Source organism: Streptomyces sp. NPDC001732 (genome assembly GCF_053596315.1).
Genome location: NZ_JBSFFY010000027.1, coordinates 34,924 through 52,004, shown reverse-complemented (window position 1 = coordinate 52,004; position 17,081 = coordinate 34,924). Strand labels below are relative to the sequence as shown.

General features: G+C 71.8%; 17 protein-coding genes. 12 read left to right on the top strand and 5 right to left on the bottom strand.

The annotated features are described in order from the left end of the window. Positions 1-18: 18 nt before the first annotated feature. Positions 19-270, bottom strand: coding sequence for a DUF6011 domain-containing protein (locus ACWCXX_RS24050; protein WP_451130448.1), 252 nt, complete (start codon positions 268-270; stop codon positions 19-21). Positions 271-337: 67 nt separating this feature from the next. Here ACWCXX_RS24050 and ACWCXX_RS24045 point away from each other — a divergent pair, with 67 nt between their 5' ends. Both ACWCXX_RS24045 and ACWCXX_RS24040 read left to right on the top strand, forming a co-directional pair. Beyond that, positions 338-505: a hypothetical protein gene (locus ACWCXX_RS24045; RefSeq protein WP_451130446.1), complete on the top strand. Its 168-nt coding sequence runs from the start codon at positions 338-340 to the stop codon at positions 503-505. A 349-nt stretch (positions 506-854) separates the two neighbouring features. Then, on the top strand, positions 855-2,279 hold the full coding sequence (locus tag ACWCXX_RS24040; RefSeq protein WP_451130508.1) for a DUF2252 domain-containing protein: 1,425 nt from the start codon (positions 855-857) through the stop codon (positions 2,277-2,279). Between the two features lie 41 nt (positions 2,280-2,320). On the opposite strand, the gene ACWCXX_RS24035 is transcribed toward ACWCXX_RS24040, so the two are convergent. Further along, entirely contained in the window at positions 2,321-2,752 is a 432-nt protein-coding gene (locus ACWCXX_RS24035) for a DUF7144 family membrane protein (RefSeq protein ID WP_451130444.1), read from the bottom strand. 161 nt (positions 2,753-2,913) lie between these two features. On the opposite strand from ACWCXX_RS24035, the gene ACWCXX_RS24030 reads away from it, so the two are divergent. The 3 genes from ACWCXX_RS24030 to ACWCXX_RS24020 all read left to right on the top strand — a co-directional run bounded on the left by ACWCXX_RS24030 (position 2,914) and on the right by ACWCXX_RS24020 (position 4,790). Then, the gene (locus ACWCXX_RS24030; protein ID WP_451130442.1) at positions 2,914-3,495 is read left to right on the top strand and encodes a helix-turn-helix domain-containing protein; all 582 of its coding nucleotides are present in this window, start codon (positions 2,914-2,916) and stop codon (positions 3,493-3,495) included. A 59-nt stretch (positions 3,496-3,554) separates the two neighbouring features. Then, positions 3,555-4,085, top strand: a complete 531-nt coding sequence (locus ACWCXX_RS24025) for an N-acetyltransferase family protein (protein WP_451130440.1) — start codon at positions 3,555-3,557, stop codon at positions 4,083-4,085. A gap of 216 nt (positions 4,086-4,301) precedes the next feature. Continuing rightward, entirely contained in the window at positions 4,302-4,790 is a 489-nt protein-coding gene (locus ACWCXX_RS24020) for a glutathione peroxidase (protein ID WP_451130438.1), read from the top strand. Positions 4,791-4,850: 60 nt separating this feature from the next. Here ACWCXX_RS24020 and ACWCXX_RS24015 read toward each other — a convergent pair whose 3' ends face one another. Beyond that, entirely contained in the window at positions 4,851-6,077 is a 1,227-nt protein-coding gene (locus tag ACWCXX_RS24015; RefSeq protein ID WP_451130436.1) for an acyl-CoA dehydrogenase family protein, read from the bottom strand. Between the two features lie 173 nt (positions 6,078-6,250). On the opposite strand from ACWCXX_RS24015, the gene ACWCXX_RS24010 reads away from it, so the two are divergent. Next, positions 6,251-6,901, top strand: a complete 651-nt coding sequence (locus tag ACWCXX_RS24010) for a TetR family transcriptional regulator (protein WP_451130434.1) — start codon at positions 6,251-6,253, stop codon at positions 6,899-6,901. Between the two features lie 14 nt (positions 6,902-6,915). Here the strand turns inward: ACWCXX_RS24010 and def are convergent, their stop codons facing one another. After that, a complete protein-coding gene (gene def / locus ACWCXX_RS24005; protein ID WP_451130432.1) occupies positions 6,916-7,464 on the bottom strand; it encodes a peptide deformylase in 549 nt (182 codons plus the stop codon). A gap of 114 nt (positions 7,465-7,578) precedes the next feature. On the opposite strand from def, the gene ACWCXX_RS24000 reads away from it, so the two are divergent. The 5 genes from ACWCXX_RS24000 to ACWCXX_RS23980 all read left to right on the top strand — a co-directional run bounded on the left by ACWCXX_RS24000 (position 7,579) and on the right by ACWCXX_RS23980 (position 12,065). Next, positions 7,579-8,817, top strand: coding sequence for a MurT ligase domain-containing protein (locus ACWCXX_RS24000; RefSeq protein WP_451130430.1), 1,239 nt, complete (start codon positions 7,579-7,581; stop codon positions 8,815-8,817). A 34-nt stretch (positions 8,818-8,851) separates the two neighbouring features. Then, positions 8,852-9,580, top strand: coding sequence for a type 1 glutamine amidotransferase (locus tag ACWCXX_RS23995; RefSeq protein WP_451130428.1), 729 nt, complete (start codon positions 8,852-8,854; stop codon positions 9,578-9,580). Between the two features lie 169 nt (positions 9,581-9,749). Beyond that, positions 9,750-10,778 (top strand): 6-phosphofructokinase, encoded by a 1,029-nt coding sequence (locus ACWCXX_RS23990; RefSeq protein WP_451130426.1) that lies wholly within the window; start codon positions 9,750-9,752, stop codon positions 10,776-10,778. A gap of 111 nt (positions 10,779-10,889) precedes the next feature. Next, positions 10,890-11,840: a cytochrome c oxidase assembly protein gene (locus ACWCXX_RS23985; protein ID WP_451130424.1), complete on the top strand. Its 951-nt coding sequence runs from the start codon at positions 10,890-10,892 to the stop codon at positions 11,838-11,840. 66 nt (positions 11,841-11,906) lie between these two features. After that, positions 11,907-12,065, top strand: a complete 159-nt coding sequence (locus ACWCXX_RS23980; RefSeq protein WP_107408259.1) for a hypothetical protein — start codon at positions 11,907-11,909, stop codon at positions 12,063-12,065. A 268-nt stretch (positions 12,066-12,333) separates the two neighbouring features. Here the strand turns inward: ACWCXX_RS23980 and ACWCXX_RS23975 are convergent, their stop codons facing one another. Continuing rightward, on the bottom strand, positions 12,334-13,887 hold the full coding sequence (locus ACWCXX_RS23975) for an alkaline phosphatase D family protein (RefSeq protein WP_451130422.1): 1,554 nt from the start codon (positions 13,885-13,887) through the stop codon (positions 12,334-12,336). Between the two features lie 359 nt (positions 13,888-14,246). Here ACWCXX_RS23975 and ACWCXX_RS23970 point away from each other — a divergent pair, with 359 nt between their 5' ends. Next, on the top strand, positions 14,247-17,075 hold the full coding sequence (locus ACWCXX_RS23970) for a family 78 glycoside hydrolase catalytic domain (RefSeq protein ID WP_451130420.1): 2,829 nt from the start codon (positions 14,247-14,249) through the stop codon (positions 17,073-17,075). Positions 17,076-17,081: the final 6 nt, after the last annotated feature.

The window sequence follows — 17,081 nt, the reverse complement described above, 5'->3', positions numbered from 1 at the left end:
GGGTGGTCCCACCCCGGCTCAGACGCCGGGCAGCGGGTCCTGTTCGACCTCGTGGCGGCGGGTGCGGATGTCCGGGGGCGCGGGGTGCAGTTTGGCGTCGCAGGCGGGGCCGAGGCCGGTGCGGCGCGACTGCGTGCCGGTGAGCGGGCGGCCGCACATGCGGCAACGCACCACCCGTCGCCGGGCGGCCGGTTCGGCCGGGCCGTCCTCGGGCGCGGGCCCGGCAAAGGGGTCGGCAGGGGGCTCGGGAAAGGGTTCGGCGCACTCCACGGGATCGATCTTCCCAGGGCGCCCGTCTACTGTGCGGTTTCCGAGCACACGGCGGAGGAATTCCCTGGTGAGCAGCGTGCTGACGAGGAAGCCGATTCCCCGGCCCGGCAAGGGCGACGGGGCGGGGGCGACGGCTCCGGGGGCGGTCGCGCCCGTCGGTCATGTCGTCGAGTCGACCGACGAGGCCGGCGGCGAGCGCCGGGGGGCGGCGCTGATCCGTACCTTCGACGGCTAGCTGGGCACGCCCTGGGACGACGAGCGGGAATGAGCCGGGGCCGCCTTCGCCCGCCCGGTCACGGCGTCGGCCGGGCGGGCGAGGGCGGCGGGGCGGCACGGGCGGCGTATGCCCCGGCGGCGCTGCCGTTCCGTTCGGTTTCCCCGTCCCGGCGGCTGCCTCCGGGAGCCCGGAATGCCGGAAGCCCGCCGAGCCGCGATGATCGGACCCAGGGCCCAAAGGCACCGGCCGGGGAGGCGTCTCCCCCGCGGACTGCGTGCCCCGGCGCCGTACGGAGCGGCGCCCGTACAGCTGCAGGAGGGTTTCCATGCCCCAGGACTCGGGCTCGACGCCTCAGGACTCCGGCTCGATGCTCCAGGATTCGGGCCGTGTGCTCCGGATCGCACCGCATGCGACGCCCGAGCAGCGGACGGCCCGCGGCAAGGCGGCCCGGCGGGACACGCCGCGTTCCAGCCATGCCGAATTCGAACCGCCGGCAAACCGGCCCGACCCGCTGGGCATCCTCGAGGCACAGTCGGCCGCCAGGGTGCCCGACCTCGTGCCGATCCGGTACGGGCGGATGATCGAGTCGCCGTTCCGCTTCTACCGGGGCGCCGCCGCGATCATGGCCTCCGACCTGGCCACCACCCGGGACAGCGGGATCAGGGCCCAGCTGTGCGGGGACGCCCATCTGCTGAACTTCCGGCTGCTGGCGTCGCCGGAGCGGAACCTTCTGTTCGACATCAACGACTTCGACGAGACGCTGCCCGGCCCCTGGGAGTGGGACGTCAAACGCCTGGCGACCAGCTTCGTCATCGCGGGCCGTGCGAACGGCTTCACGGACGAGGAGCGCGCGGACATCGTGCTCACCACGCTGAGGTCGTACCGGGAGTCGATGATCCGGTTCGCCGGTATGCGCAACCTCGATGTCTGGTACGCGCGGATCGACATCGACCGTCTCAAGGAACTGGCGTCCGGGAAGCTGGCGAAACACGGTCGCAGGCAGCTGGACCGGGCCGCGGCGAAGGCCCGTACCCGGGACAGTCTGCAGGTGTTCGGGAAACTCACCGAGACGGTGGACGGACGGCCGCGCATCGCGGCCGACCCGCCGCTGCTGGTGCCGGTGGCCGATCTGCTCCCGGACGTCGAGCGCGAGGCGACGCAGCAGTTGTTCCGCGGGCTGATCACGCGCTACGCACACAGTCTGCCCTCGGACCGGCGCACCCTGCTCGCGGACTTCCGGTTCGTGGACATGGCGCGCAAGGTGGTCGGCGTCGGCAGCGTCGGCACGCGCTGCTGGGTCATCCTCATGCTCGGCCGGGACGGCGACGACCCGCTGCTCCTCCAGGCCAAGGAGGCCGACGTCTCGGTCCTCGCACCCCACGTCGGCGCCTCCTCCTGCGCCAACCAGGGCGAGCGCGTGGTCTCGGGCCAGCGGATGATGCAGGCGGCGAGCGACATCTTCCTCGGCTGGGAGCGGGTGGAGGGCCCCGACGGCCGGCGCCGCGACTTCTACGTGCGCCAGTTGCGCGACTGGAAGGGCATCGCCGAGCCGGAGGAGATGGTGCCGGCCGGCATGCGGGTGTTCGGCGAGGTCTGCGGCGCCACACTGGCGCGGGCCCACGCGCGTTCCGGCGACCGGATCGCCATCGCCGCGTACCTGGGGCGCGGGCCCGCGTTCGACCGGGCGGTGGCGTGCTTCGCCGAGAAGTACGCCGACCGGAACGAGCGGGACCACCGGGCGCTCGTCGACGCGGTGCGCGCGGGCCGTCTTCCCGCGGCCGCGGCGTCCTGAGACCCCCCGCCCGGCCGTCCCGCCGCCCCTCGAAACACGCCCTAGCCGGCTCTCTCCTTGTACGGGTCCGCGCACAGCGCCCAGATGATGAGGACGTTGACGGCGATGAGCACGATGGCCCAGAACGGGTAGTGGGGCAGCCACAGGAAGTTGGCGAGCGCGGCCAGTCCCGCGAGCACGATGCCCACGATGCGTGCCCAGGCGGCACCGGTGAGCAGCGCACAGCCGGCGACGAGGATGACGACGCCCAGGGCGAGGTGGATCCAGCCCCAGCCGGTGAGGTTGAACCGGAACACGTAGTTGCGTGTGGCGACGAACACCTCGTCCTTGGCGATGGCGGCGATCCCCTCGAAGATCGCCATCGCCCCGCCGAAGATCATCAGGACTGCCGCGAAGGCGGTCCAGCCGAACCGGAAGGGGTGGTGCGAACTCGCGGCGGGCGCCGCTCTCGGTGCGTGACCTGTGCCGGCCATTGCGACCTCCTCGGGTAGCAGAGCAGCCCGGCAGGCCCGGGTCGGGCCACCGGGACCTCCCCGGACAAGCCTGTCACGCCACCACCCGTTCGGCAGAACGGCCGATGCCCTCGGCGCCGCCACGACCCGATCCGTCTCAAGTCCGGGATATTGTCTCCAATATGGGAGAAATCGGAGGAATGGAGCCCGACTCCGTCGATGCCCGGCTCGCCGCCCGGCTGGGCGGGCTGCGCGCCGAACGCGGCTGGTCGCTGGACGAACTCTCGCGGCGCAGCGGGGTGAGCCGCTCCACGCTGTCCCGGCTGGAGCGCGGCGAGTTGAGCCCGACGGCGTCCCTGCTCGGCACGTTGTGCACGGTCTACGGACGGACGATGTCCCGGCTGCTGCTGGAGGTGGAGGCGGAAGCCCCGCAGTTCGTCCCCGTCACGCGGCAACCGGTGTGGCGGGACGAGACGTCGGGCTTCGTACGCCGCTCGGTCTCGCCGCCGCACTGCGGTCTGCGCGCGGAGGTCGTCGAGGGCATCCTCGACGCGGGGGCCGCCGTCGCGCACGGGGACGCGCCCGTGCCGGGCGTGGAACAGCACGTCTGGGTGCTGGAGGGAACGGTCCGGATCACCGTCGACGGCATCGCGCACACGGTGCGCAGCGGCGACTGCCTCCGCTTCCGGCTGCGCGGCCCCTCGCACTTCCACTGCCCCGGACCGGAGCGGGTCCGCTACGCGCTGATGAGCGTTCTGCCGTGACGGCCCCGACGGCCGGGAAAGCCGCGGCATTCCCCGAAAGTCGTGAAAGGACTCTGCCCATGACCGGGATCGTCTGTGTGTCCGGGCCCGAACTGGTCACCTACGCCGATGAGTTGGCCGCACTGCTGGTGGACGCCGTGGACAGCGGCTCGTCGGTGGGTTTCCTCGCGCCGCTGGACCGGGGCGTGGCCGCCGCCTGGTGGCGGGAGCGTGCCGAGGCCGTGGACGCCGGTCTCCTCCGGGTCTGGATCGCCCGCGACGCGGAGCGGGTGGCCGGGACCGTCACGCTGGTCCCGGCCCAGCTGCCCAATGCCCGCCACCGCGCGAAGGTGACCACGTTGATGGTCCGTTCGTCGGCCCGCGGCCGGGGGCTCGGCCGGTCGCTGCTCGGCACCGCCGAACGGGCGGCCGTCGACGCGGGCGTCACACTGCTGGTCCTGGACGCCGAGAGCGGGAGCCCCGCCGAGCGGCTCTGCCGTTCGGCGGGCTGGACGGAGTGCGGTTCGATCCCGGACTACGCGGGCGACCCGGCCGGGGTCCTGAAACCGACGACGCTCTACTACAAGGCCATCGGTTCCGCACGCCCCTGAGCCGCACCGAACCCGCGGTCGGGACACGACAGTTCGGCAACCAGGCCGGTGTCCGGCCGCGGGTCCCCCGTCGGGGGCGCGCCCCGTCCGACGGGGGCCGAAATCCCCCTGGCCGGCGGCGTGCCCGGGGTTCCGACGGCCCGTCACCGGTTTCCTGCCGGTCGGCGGGGGACACGATAATGGCTGCTGGTAGCCCCACCTATTGAGGAGGCCCTCATGACGTTGCACAACATTCCCCTGCGCACCCTCACCGGCGAACCCACCTCCCTGTCCGACTACAGCGGCCGGGCCGTCCTGTTGGTGAACGTCGCTTCGAAGTGCGGGCTGACCCCGCAGTACGCGGGCCTGGAGCGGCTCCAGAAAACGTACGGGGAACGCGGTTTCACCGTGCTCGGCGTTCCGTGCAACCAGTTCGCCGGCCAGGAGCCGGGAAGCCTGGAGGAGATCCAGACCTTCTGCTCGACCACGTACGGGGTCAGCTTCCCGCTGTTGGAGAAGATCGAGGTGAACGGCGAGGGACGCCACCCGCTCTACACCGAGCTGACCGCTCTCGAGGACGAGGACGGCCAGGCGGGCGATGTCCAGTGGAACTTCGAGAAGTTCCTCATTTCACCGGCGGGCGAGCCGGTCGCGCGGCTGCGCCCGCGCGTGGACCCGGAGGACCCGGAGCTCGTTGCCGCCATCGAGGCCCAGTTGCCCGCCTGACCCGTTCCGTCGCGGGCCCGGCCGGTTCTCCCGGCCGGGCCCGCCGTCGGTCGTCCCGTGTCAGCGGATCGGCATGCCCGACAGGGTGCGGGCGATGACCAGGCGCTGGATCTCGCTCGTGCCCTCGAAGATCGTGTAGATCGCCGCGTCCCGGTGCATCCGCTCCACCGGGTACTCGCGGGTGAAGCCGTTGCCGCCGAGGATCTGGACGGCCTGGGCGGTGACCTTCTTCGCCGTCTCGCTCGCGTACAGCTTGGACATGGAGCCCTCGGCCGAGGTGAACGGCTTTCCGGTGGTCGCCATCCACGAGGCGCGCCAGACCAGCAGCCGGGCCGCGTCGATCTGCGTCCGCATGTCGGCGAGCTGGAAGGCGATGCCCTGGTTGTCGATGATCGGCCGGCCGAACTGGGTGCGGGTCTTCGCGTAGTCCAGCGCGACCTCGTACGCCGCGCGGGCGGTGCCGACGGCCATGGCGCCGACCGCGGGGCGGGACGCCTCGAAGGTGGCCATCGCGGCGTTCTTCACCCGCTCGCCGCCGGACGCGGCCCGCTCGCGGGCCCGTGCCAGGCGCTGGTCGAGCTTGTCCTTGCCGCCGAGCAGGCAGTGGCCGGGGACGCGGACGTCCTCCAGGACCACCTCGGCGGTGTGCGAGGCGCGGATGCCGTGCTTCTTGAACTTCTGCCCCTGGGAGAGACCGGGGGTGTTCGGCGGCACGATGAACGAGGCGTGTCCCTTGGAGCCCAGCTCCGGGTCGACCACGGCGACGACCACGTGGACGTTGGCGATGCCGCCGTTGGTCGCCCAGGTCTTGGTGCCGTTCAGCACCCATTCGTCCTTGGCCTGGTCGTACACCGCGCGGGTGCGCATCGAGGCGACGTCGGAGCCCGCGTCCGGCTCGGAGGAGCAGAAGGCGGCGACCTTGACGTCGTCCACGTCCCCGTACATCTGCGGGATCCAGGTGCCTATCTGCTCCTCGGTGCCGTTGGCCAGGACGCCCACGGCCGCGAGGCCCGTTCCGACGATCGACAGGGCGATGCCCGCGTCGCCCCAGAAGAGCTCCTCCATCGCCATCGGGATGCCGAGGCCCGTGGGGTCGAAGAACTGCTGGGCGTAGAAGTCGAGGGAGTAGATGCCGACCTTGGCCGCCTCCTGGATGACGGGCCAGGGAGTCTCCTCACGCTCGTCCCACTCCGAGGCCGCCGGCCGGATCACATCCGCGGCGAAACCGTGAAGCCAGTCACGGACCTGCTTCTGGTCGTCGTTGAGTTCGAGCGTGAACTCCGCCATGTTCCCCTCCACGTACTGCCGTGAAAAACCACTCGTTACTTGCGGTAACAGCAGTCTGTTACCGACAAGTAGCCTCTGTCAACCACACTGCTCCCGATCCGCACGCCGCTGAGCAGAGTGTTACGTTGCGCAGGCAGGACGCAATCGCACGGGCAGGGCGGGGGAGAAGGAACATGGAGAGCACACGACAGGCCGAGCGCCAGCGGACGGCGGCCGAAAGTCGCCGCCGCGAGTTGCTCGAAGCCGCTGACCGCGTGGTGCTCAGGGACGGCCCCGGTGCCTCGATGAACGCCATCGCGGCGGAGGCCGGGATCACCAAGCCCATCCTCTACCGGCACTTCGGCGACAAGGGCGGCCTCTACCGCGCCCTGGCCAAGCGCCACACCGACGCCCTGCTGATCGCCCTGCGGGCCGCGCTCGACGCCCCCGCCGAGCGCCGGCAGCGCGTCGAGTCGACGCTCGACACCTACCTCGCGGCGATCGAGGCCCGCCCGCAGGTCTACCGCTTCCTGATGCACCCCGCCGACGACGCGGCCCCCGCGACGGAGCAGGGCTTCGACGTCGGACGGCACTCGGCGCCGCTGCTGCGCCGGCTCGGCGAGGAACTCGCCCTGGTGATCGCCGAGCGGGTGGACCTCGGCCCGGACAGCGAGGCCACGGCCCGCATCTGGGGTCACGGCATCGTCGGCATGATGCACGCCGCCGGCGACTGGTGGCTGGGCGAACGCCCCTGCTCCCGCGAGCAGTTGGTGCGCAGCCTGGCGGACCTGCTGTGGGGCAGGCTGTCCGCCGCGCAGGACCGTTCCGGCGGCCCCGGATTCTGAGGCCGCCGCGCCGGTCAGCCGGTGGTGCGCGCCCAGGGCGCCCGGCGGGCCGCGCGCAGCGCCCTCCTGCGGCGCAGTCCGGTCAACCGGTCCGTGTAGACGGCGCCTTCGAGATGGTCGCACTCGTGCTGGAGGCAGCGCGCGAAGAAACCGGTGCCGGTGACCCGCACCGGCTCGCCCTCCATCGTGACGCCCTCGACGACGGCGCGGTCGAAGCGCGGGGTGCCGGCCTCGATGCCGGGCAGCGAGAGACAGCCCTCCGGGCCGCGTACGGTGATGCCGTCCGCCTCCACGAGCGTCGGGTTGACGAGATGTCCGAGGTGGCGGACGTCCTCGTCGTCCGGGCAGTCGTAGACGAAGACCCGCAGCGGAACGCCGATCTGGTTGGCCGCGAGGCCGACCCCCTCGGCCGCGTACATGGTGGCGTACATGTCCTCGACGAGCCGGGCGAGCGAGGGGCCGAAGTCCGTGACGGGTTCACAGGCACCGTGCAGCACCGGATCGCCGAGCAGACTCATGGCACGGATCAGTCCGGAACTGCCGGGGATCGGGCGGTTTCGCATGGCCGCAATCGTACGTTCCGCATGGCCAGAGCCCTTCCGGCGGTGCCAGGGTGCGGCCGCCGCGCCGGACATCGATAGGCTGGGCACGGACCGATGCAAGGAGGATCTAGGACGATGGCAGGCAACACGGAGCCGCTGTCGCCGCGGGCCAAGCTGGCCGTGACGGCGGGAAAGGCCGCGGCGGCGGTGTCGCGCGCCGCCGGGCGCGGCAGCGGATCGGTGATCGGCGGCCGGGTGGCGCTCAAGCTCGACCCCGACCTGCTGGGGCGACTGGCGCAGCACCTGGACGTGATCCTCGTGTCGGCGACGAACGGCAAGACGACGACCACCCGGCTGATCGCCGAGGCCCTGCGGGCCGCGGGTCCGGTCGTGTCGAACGCGCTCGGCGCCAACATGCCCGCGGGCATCACCTCGGCGCTGGCCGGCGGCTCGGACGCGCAGTACGGCGTGATCGAGGTCGACGAGAAGTATCTGGCCGGAGTCGCCCGGGACACGACGCCCAAGGTGATCGCGCTGCTCAACCTCTCCCGCGACCAGCTGGACCGCGCGGCGGAGACCCGGATGCTGGCGGAGAAGTGGCGTGAGGGGCTGTCCGGCTCCAAGGCCGTGATCGTCGCCAACGCCGACGACCCGCTGATCGTCTGGGCGGCGTCCTCCTCCCCCAACGTGGTGTGGGTGGCGGCCGGCCAGGCGTGGAAGGACGACGCCTGGTCCTGCCCCGCCTGCGGCGGTGTGATGCAGCGTCCGGGCGACGACTGGTTCTGCGGCGAGTGCGGATTCCGCCGCCCCGCGCCGAGCTGGGTCCTGCACGGCGACTACGTGCTGGACCCGCACGGTTCGGCGTGGCCGATCCACCTCCAGCTGCCCGGCCGCGCCAACAAGGCCAACGCCACCAGTTCCGCCGCCGTGGCCGCAGTCTTCGGCGTGCCGCCGCAGGTCGCGCTGGAGCGGATGTACCAGGTGCAGGCCGTTGCCGGCCGCTACGACGTGGTGAACTTCCTCGGCCGCGAGCTCCGGCTGCTGCTGGCGAAGAACCCGGCGGGCTGGCTGGAGACGTTCTCCCTGATCGACCCGCCGCCGACGCCGGTGATCCTCTCCGTCAACGCCCGCGGCGCGGACGGCACGGACACCTCCTGGCTGTGGGACGTGGACTACCCCCAGCTCGCCGGTCACCCGATCTTCGTGCTCGGCGACCGCAAGCTGGACCTCGCCGTCCGTCTCGAGGTGGCCGGTCTCGACTTCCGGGTCTGCGAGACCCTCGACGAGGCCGTGCAGCAGGCCCCGCCCGGCCGTATCGAGGTCATCGCCAACTACACCGCCTTCCAGGATCTGCGCCGTCGTGTCGGCAACTGACCCCGGCCCCGGCCACCTCCGGAGAGGACGAAGCATGAGCAACAACGGTCTGCGTCTGGTCTGGGTCTACCCCGACCTCCTCAGCACCTACGGCGACCAGGGCAACGCGCTGGTGGTGGAGCGCCGGGCCCGGCAGCGCGGTCTCGACGTGCAGCGCGTCGACGTGCGCAGCGACCAGCCGGTGCCGACGTCCGGCGACATCTATCTGATCGGCGGCGGCGAGGACCGGCCGCAGCGGCTCGCCGCGGAGCGGCTGCGCCGCGACGGCGGGCTCAGCCGGGCCGCGTCCAACGGCGCGATCATCTTCTCGGTCTGCGCCGGTTACCAGATCCTCGGGCACGAGTTCATCAACGACCTCGGTGAGCGCGAGCCCGGTCTCGGGCTGCTCGACGTGGTCTCCACCCGCGGCGAGGGCGCCCGGTGCGTCGGTGACGTACTGGCCGACATCGACCCGAACCTCGGCCTGCCGCCGCTGACCGGTTTCGAGAACCACCAGGGCGTCACCCATCTCGGTCCGACGGCACGGCCGTTCGCCCGGGTGAAGTTCGGCCGGGGCAACGGCACCGGCGACGGCACCGAGGGCGCGTACAACGACACCGTCTTCGGCACGTACATGCACGGCCCCGTCATGGCACGCAACCCGCAGATCGCGGACCTGCTGCTGAAGCTGGCCCTCGATGTGAACGCCCTGCCGCCCACCGACGACCGCTGGTACGAGGCGCTGCGCAGCGAGCGCATCGCAGCGGCGACCCAGCCCGCCTGACGAGGTGCGCCGCACGGCCCGCCCGATGAGGCGTTTTCCGCTCGTCTGAGCGGCGTCCAGCAGGCGGACGCCCGGTTCGGTCCCGCCACCCTGCGCCGGTAGGGTGGCGGGGATCCAACCGGACGACGTGGTCCGGTCGTCGGCCCACGTTGCAAAGGTTCTCCGGGCAATGCGAATTGGTGTTCTCACCTCCGGCGGCGACTGCCCCGGCCTCAATGCCGTCATCCGTTCCGTCGTACATCGCGCGGTGGTCGACCACGGCGACGAGGTCATCGGCTTCCACGACGGGTGGAAGGGCCTTCTGGAGTGCGACTACCGCAAGCTCGATCTCGACGCGGTCGGCGGCATCCTCGCCCGCGGCGGCACGATCCTCGGCTCCTCCCGGGTCCAGCCCGCCCATCTGCGCGGCGGCGTCGAGCAGGCCCGGGGCCACGTCTCCGACCTCGGCCTCGACGCGATCATCCCGATCGGCGGCGAGGGCACGCTGAAGGCGGCCCATCTGCTGTCCGAGGCGGGCCTGCCGATCGTCGGTGTGCCCAAGACCATCGACAACGACATCGCGTCCACCGATGTGACCTTCGGCTTCGACACCGCCGTCGGTGTCGCCACCGAGGCGCTCGACCGGCTCAAGACCACCGCCGAGTCCCACCAGCGGGTGCTCATCGTCGAGGTCATGGGCCGCCACACCGGCTGGATCGCCCTGCACTCGGGCATGGCGGCCGGTGCGCACGCCATCGTGGTGCCGGAGCGCCCCTTCGACATCGACGAGCTGACCGAGGTGGTCGGCAAGCGCTTCTCGGCCGGGAAGAAGTTCGCGATCGTGGTCGTCGCCGAGGGCGCGAAGCCGCGCGCGGGCTCCTCCATGGAGGTCGAGCAGGGCAACAAGGACATCTACGGTCACGAGCGCTTCGCCGGCATGGCCACGCGGCTCTCCACCGAGCTGGAGCAGCGCCTGGGCAAGGAGGCCCGCCCGGTGATCCTCGGCCATGTGCAGCGCGGCGGCACGCCGACCGCGTACGACCGGGTGCTCGCCACCCGCTTCGGCTGGCACGCGGTGGAGGCCGCGCACCGCGGGGAGTTCGGCATGATGACGGCGCTGCGCGGCACGGACATCGTGATGGTGCCGCTGAACGAGGCCGTGGAGACCCTGAAGACGGTTCCGGCGGAGCGGTACGCCGAGGCGGAGTGCGTGCTCTGAGCGACACCCCGCTCCAGGAACCGCCCCCGGCCGCAGCCGCGACCGGGGGCGGTTCTACTCTGGTCGGGACAACCGGCACGAAACGGGGATGTCCCCAGCGGGAGTGAACAGATGGATCACAGCGGGCACGGCATGAACATGGACCTGCCGCCGTTCACGCTGGGACGGGGCCTCCAATTCTCCGCGGACCCGTTCTTCCTCATCGGCTGCGTACTGGGCCTCGCCCTGTACGGGTACGCGGTGCTGCGACTGCGCAGACGCGGAGACGAATGGCCCGTCGGCCGGACCGTCTTCTTCGTCGTCGGCGTGCTGAGCATCGCCCTGGTGATGTGCACCAAACTGAACGACTACGGCATGGTCATGTTCAGCGTGCACATGGTGCAGCACATGGTGATCAGCATGCTGTCGCCGATCCTGCTGCTGCTGGGGGCCCCGGTGACCCTGGCGCTGCGCGCGCTGCCGGTCGCCGGGCGCGACCGCACCGGTCCGCGCGAGCTGCTGCTCATGCTGCTGCACAGCCGGTACATGAGGGTCATCACACATCCGGCCTTCACGATCCCGATCTTCATCGCCAGCCTGTACGCGCTGTACTTCACCCCGCTCTTCGACTTCCTGATGGGTTCGAAGACCGGCCACATCGCGATGATGGTGCACTTCCTCGCGGTCGGCCTGGTGTTCTTCTGGCCGATCATGGGTGTCGACCCGGGGCCGCACCGGCCCGGTTACGTCATGCGGATGCTGGAGCTGTTCGCCGGGATGCCGTTCCACGCGTTCTTCGGCATCGCGCTGATGATGGCGTCGACGCCGATGGTGGAGACGTACAAGCATCCGCCGGCCTCGCTGGGCATCGACGCGCTGAGCGATCAGAACTGGGCGGGCGGCATCGCCTGGGCCTTCAGCGAGATCCCGTCGGTGCTGGTGCTGATCGCGCTGGTCTTCCAGTGGTACCGCTCCGAGCAGCGGACGGCGAAGCGCTCCGACCGGGCGGCGGAGCGCAACGGCGACCAGGAGCTGGAGGCGTACAACGCCTATCTCGCCTCTTTGCAGGCGCGCGGACGGTAGCGGTGGGCACGCCTCAGGGGTGACGATGGCATTCACGGCCGTGCGGCCGACGAGGAGGGTGCGGGCATGTCCGGATCCACGAAGGCCATGGGAGTGCTCACGCTGACAGCCCTGGTGGTGGTCACCGCGTACACGGTGGCGCTGGGGAGCAGCGGCTGGCTCTGGTTCGGCTGGGTCGTGCTCGGCCTGATCACCCTGGGGATGGCCGCGACGCGCGAGTCCTGAGGCCCCGGCCCCCTCTCCCCCGTCCCGGCCGGGACACACCTGTTCGTCCGTCCCCCTTCACCCGTCGGTGAAGGGGGACGTTCGCCGTTGTGCGGGCCGTGTGACGGAGCGCCCGTCCCCGGCTCCCGGTGGGGCCGGGGAGCACTTGCCGCCCGGCCCTCGATGGGTGAACATCGCCATACCTTCTTGGGAGCGCTCCCAGGAGCAGGAGTCGCACCCGGTGCCGGCCGCCCCCGTCGCCCTCCCGGCGGGGGCGGCCGACGTTTCCTCAGGCCTGCTGGAGTCCGGGCCTGCCCGCCTCGGTCACGAAGGAGGTCCGGGTCGAGACGGGCGCGCCGGGGGCGGTGACGTACGGCAGGACCCGGAAGTCGGCGCGGCAGGTCTCCCGGGTCAGCGCGCAACGCACGTAACCCCGCTGGAAGTTGGTGAACTTTATGTGCTCGTTGGCGGCGAGCAGCCTGGCTCCCGAGGGGTCCAGGTCCATGCCGTCCTTGCTGGTGGAGATGGACGAGCCGACGAACTCGACGCCGAGCGTGGGCGATTCCGGATCGTCGAAGTCCTGCTTGAGGTCGGCGGCGAGGTGCCGGTGCATGTCGCCGGTGAGCACCACCGGGTTGTTCACACTGCGGTCGGTGATCTCCTTGAACAGCCTCCGGCGCGCGTCCACGTAGCCGTCCCAGAAGTCCATCACGAACGTCTGCCCGGGGCCTGGGTCGGTGTCGACCTGGGCCACGGGGATCTGCTGGGAGATCATGTTCCAGGTCGCGTCGGAGCGGCCGAGACCGCGGTACAGCCACTGTTCCTGTTCCGGGCCGAGGATGGTGCGGCCGGGGGCCAGCCGTTCGCCGCAGCCGCTCTTCGAGCCGTCGCCGCAGGGCTGGTCGTCGCGGAAGAGCCGGGTGTCCAGGATGTGGAAGGTGGCCATCCGCCCGTAGCGCAGGCTGCGGTACATCCGCGCCTCGAAGCCGTTCGGCCGGTTCGGCAGCCGCAGCGGCAGGTGCTCGTAGTACGCCTGGAAGGCCGCCGCCGCCCGCTCGCGGAAGACCGCCGGGTCCTGGTCGGGCTCGGTGTCGGCCTTGGACCTGTCGCGCGCCCAGTTGTCCTCCACCTCGTGGTCGTCCCAGACGACGGCGAACGGGTGGGCCCGGTGGGCGGCGATGAGGTCGGGGTCGAAGCGGTGCAGGGCGTGGCGGTTGCGGTACTGGACGAGGTTCATCGGCTCGGGCCGCAGTTCGGCGGCGACGGGGACGTTGCGCACGCCGCCCATGGCGTCGATGGGGTTCTCGTAGATGTAGTCGCCGAGGTGCAGGACCAGGTCGACGTCCTCCTCGGCGAGGTGCCGGTAGGCGGTGTAGAAGCCTTCGAACCACGCCTGGCAGGAGACGAAGGCGAAGTCGAGTTCCTCGGGCCGGCTGTGCGGCGGGGGTGCGGTGCGGGTGCGCCCCACGGGGCTGTGCACGCCGCCGGCCCGGAAGCGGTAGTAGTAGTGCCTGCCCGGCTGCAGCCCGGAAACCTCGACGTGGACGGAGTGGGCGAGTTCGGGCACCGCGCGGGTACGTCCCCGGCGCACGACGGACCGGAAGCGTTCGTCGCGGGCGATCTCCCACTGCACGTCGACGGCGTGGGGCGGCATGCCCCCGGTTCCGTCGGGGGCGAGGGGCCGGGGGGCGAGGCGGGTCCACAGCACGACCCCGTCCGGCCACGGGTCGCCGGACGCGACCCCGAGGGTGAACGGGTCCTCGCGGAAGGGCGTGTCACCCCATGCCCTGCTCGCGGAGGCGCCGGCCGCGGCCAGGGCCAGGCCGACCGTTCCGCCTAACATCGCGCGTCTGCCGAACGTTCCGGTACCACTTGACGCACTCTCCATCTGCATGAAACTCGTCCCTTCGTCGGGCGGAATTCCGTCCGGTACGAGCCGGGATCGGCACGTGATTTCACGTCCGTCCGTGTGGTAATCACAGGGTGAATATCACAGGGAATCACACGCCACAAGACCACCCGCCGACAGTCGCAATACCGTTCACAGACGGTTAGTTGGGACCACATCGCCCCTTTTCCGGGGCGACCGGGGACAGCTCTACAACACTCTTGACACCCCCCGGGGCGACTCATAGTCTCCACGCCACAGAATTAACGTTAGATTTCACATCGGGAAATTCGGTGCGACGGAAGGACGTGCTCGTGTCCGGTTCCCCGGCAGCCGACCCGTCCGTCTCCCGCCCCGACGAGGGGACGGCGCCCCGCCGTCCCGGAGCCACGACCACGACGCTGCGGCCCCACGGCCTGCGGTGCGAGCACCGCACCACCCCGCTGGGAATCGACGAGCCCGCGCCCCGGCTGTCCTGGCGGCTCGCGTCCGACCACCGCGGCGACGATCCCGTGGCCCACCGGGTCCGGGTCGCCGAACACGCCGAGGACCTGGACGGGGACGCTCGGCTCCTGTGGGACACCGGCCGGGTGGCCGACGCCGGCGCGACGGCCGTCCAGTACGCCGGACCGGCCCTCCCGCCCCTGACGCGCTGTCACTGGCGGGTCTCCGTGTGGCGGGCCGGGTCGGACGCCCCCGCCGAGGCCACGTCCTGGTTCGAGACGGCGTTCACCGGCACCGCCCGGTGGCGGGCGTCTTGGATCGCCCACGACCCGCGCCCGGTCGACCTCATGGACGCGCCCACCGAGGGCGAGTTCGCCCTGGACGACCACGGGCTCGCTCCGTGCCCCGTCCTGCGGCGTTCCTTCACCGCGGCGGCCGGCACCCGGGCCCGGCTGTACGTCAGCGCGCGGGGACTGTACGAGGTGCGGCTCAACGGCGTACGGGTCGGCGACGCCGAACTGGCGCCCGGCTGGACGGACTACCGCCACCGCGTCCAGTACCAGACGTACGACGTGACCGGGTTGCTGCGCGACGGGGAGAACGTGCTGGCGGCCACCGTCGCGGACGGCTGGTGGAGCGGGTTCGTCGGCTTCGAGCCGCGCCGGGCCGGAGCCCATTACGGCTCGTTCCCCCAGTTCCTGGCGGAGCTCCGGACGACCGGCTCGGACGGCGGCTCCACCTCGGTCGTCACCGACGGAACCTGGCGCACCGCCACCGGGGCCGTCCGGCACGCGGATCTGCTGATGGGCGAGTGCCACGACCTGCGGCACGCGTCCGACGGCTGGGACCTGCCCGGTTTCGACGACTCCGGCTGGTCCCCGGCCCTGGTCACGGACACCGACCACCGGCTGCTCGTGGCGTCCGTCGACGAGCCCGTGCGGGCGACGCGGGAACTGCGCCCCCGCTCGGTACGGCGCGTCTCGCCCGGCACCCATGTCGTCGACTTCGGCCAGAACATCGCGGGCCGGGTGCGGCTGCGGGTGGCCGGGCTCGCGGCCGGGGCCCGGGTGACGATCCGTCACGCGGAGGTCCTGGACGCGTCCGGAGGGCTGTACACGGCGAATCTGCGCACCGCCGCCGCGACCGATGTGCTCGTCGGGAACGGGCGCGGGCCCGTCGTGTTCGAGCCGCGGTTCACGTACCACGGGTTCCGGTACGCCGGGATCAGCGGTCTTCCGGAGCTGTCGAAGGACGACGTCGTCGCCGTCGTCCTGCACAGCGACACCCCGTGGGCCGGGGAGTTCGACTGCTCGGACGCCGAGCTGCGGCGGCTCCACGACTGCGTGGCGTGGGGGCAGCGCTCGAACTTCGTCAGCGTGCCCACGGACTGCCCGCAGCGCGACGAGCGGCTCGGCTGGCTGGCGGACGCGCAGGTGTTCCTGCCCACCGCCGCGCTCAACGCGGACGTCGCCGCGTTCTTCACCAAGTGGCTGCGCGACATCGAGGACGCCCGCACCCCGGACGGTGGCTTCGGCAATGTCGCCCCGCGGCTCGTGGGGGTGGCCGACGAGGGCGCGCCCGGCTGGGGCGACGCGGGGGTGATCGTCCCGTGGCACCTCCACCGCGTCTACGACGATCCGCGTTTCCTCTCCCGGGCGCTGGACGGCATGTGCGCCTGGGTCGATCTGATCCACCGTCACAACCCCGATTTGATCTGGCGCCACCGGGTGGGTCCGCACTTCTCCGACTGGCTCGCCCCCGGCACCCCCACCCCGCGCGACGTCGTCGCCACGGCGTACTTCGCGCACAGCGCCCGCCTCACCGCGAAGGCCGCCGGTGTCCTCGGGCACGAGGACACCGCCCGGCGGTACCACCGGCTGGCCGACGAGGTCCGGCGCGCGTTCACCGAGCGTTTCGTCACCGTGGACGGGACCGGGGCGGGCGGCCCCCGCGTGCGCGTCGCCGGGGACACCCAGACCGGGTATCTCCTCGCGCTCGCCTTCGAGTTGCTGCCCGCCTCCCTGACCGGTGCCGCGGCCGGCCGGCTCGCCCGGCTCGTCGAGTCGGCCGGTCCCGCCCTACTGACGGGTTTCCTCGGGGTCGCGCTCGCCGCCCCCGTCCTCGACGCCCACGGGTACTCCGCTCTCGCCCACGCCCTCCTGCTGCGCGACGAGGTGCCCTCGTGGCGGTTCCCCCTGCGGCACGGCGCCACCACGATCTGGGAGCGCTGGGACGGGTGGACGCCCGGGGCGGGATTCCGCGCCCCCTCGATGAATTCCTTCAACCACTACGCGCTCGGCTCGATCGGCGAATGGCTCTACCGCGGTGTCGCGGGCCTGGACCAGACACCCGACTCCACGGGCTACCGGCACCTGCTGATCCGGCCGCGCCCCGGCCCCCTCCGCCGTGCGAGCGCCCGCCACGAATCGGTCCGCGGCACCGTCGCGGTCTCCTGGGAGCGGGACGACGACCGGATCACCCTGTGCGTACGGGTGCCGCCCGGCGCCACCGCCGATGTGTACGTGCCGACCACGGACCCCGGCTCGGTCCGCGAGTCGGGGGTGGCGCCGGGGGCCGGCGACCGCCATGTCACACCGGTCGCGACCGCCTCCGGCGATGTGCTCCACCGCGTGGCCTCGGGCTCGTACCGCTTCACCGCCCTCTACTCCCCGGCGGACGGCCGCACCGGGACTCCCTAGCCGAAG

Coding starts and splice junctions, on each gene's coding strand:
- ACWCXX_RS24035 (WP_451130444.1), bottom strand. CDS start 2,752: ATGGCCGGCACAGGTCACGCACCGAGAGCGGCGCCCGCCGCGAGTTCG.
- ACWCXX_RS23995 (WP_451130428.1), top strand. CDS start 8,852: ATGAGCAACAACGGTCTGCGTCTGGTCTGGGTCTACCCCGACCTCCTC.
- ACWCXX_RS24040 (WP_451130508.1), top strand. CDS start 855: ATGCTCCAGGATTCGGGCCGTGTGCTCCGGATCGCACCGCATGCGACG.
- ACWCXX_RS23980 (WP_107408259.1), top strand. CDS start 11,907: ATGTCCGGATCCACGAAGGCCATGGGAGTGCTCACGCTGACAGCCCTG.
- ACWCXX_RS24015 (WP_451130436.1), bottom strand. CDS start 6,077: ATGGCGGAGTTCACGCTCGAACTCAACGACGACCAGAAGCAGGTCCGT.
- ACWCXX_RS23990 (WP_451130426.1), top strand. CDS start 9,750: ATGCGAATTGGTGTTCTCACCTCCGGCGGCGACTGCCCCGGCCTCAAT.
- ACWCXX_RS24020 (WP_451130438.1), top strand. CDS start 4,302: ATGACGTTGCACAACATTCCCCTGCGCACCCTCACCGGCGAACCCACC.
- ACWCXX_RS24025 (WP_451130440.1), top strand. CDS start 3,555: ATGACCGGGATCGTCTGTGTGTCCGGGCCCGAACTGGTCACCTACGCC.
- ACWCXX_RS23975 (WP_451130422.1), bottom strand. CDS start 13,887: ATGTTAGGCGGAACGGTCGGCCTGGCCCTGGCCGCGGCCGGCGCCTCC.
- ACWCXX_RS24000 (WP_451130430.1), top strand. CDS start 7,579: ATGGCAGGCAACACGGAGCCGCTGTCGCCGCGGGCCAAGCTGGCCGTG.
- ACWCXX_RS23985 (WP_451130424.1), top strand. CDS start 10,890: ATGGATCACAGCGGGCACGGCATGAACATGGACCTGCCGCCGTTCACG.
- ACWCXX_RS24030 (WP_451130442.1), top strand. CDS start 2,914: ATGGGAGAAATCGGAGGAATGGAGCCCGACTCCGTCGATGCCCGGCTC.
- ACWCXX_RS24010 (WP_451130434.1), top strand. CDS start 6,251: ATGGAGAGCACACGACAGGCCGAGCGCCAGCGGACGGCGGCCGAAAGT.
- def (WP_451130432.1), bottom strand. CDS start 7,464: ATGCGAAACCGCCCGATCCCCGGCAGTTCCGGACTGATCCGTGCCATG.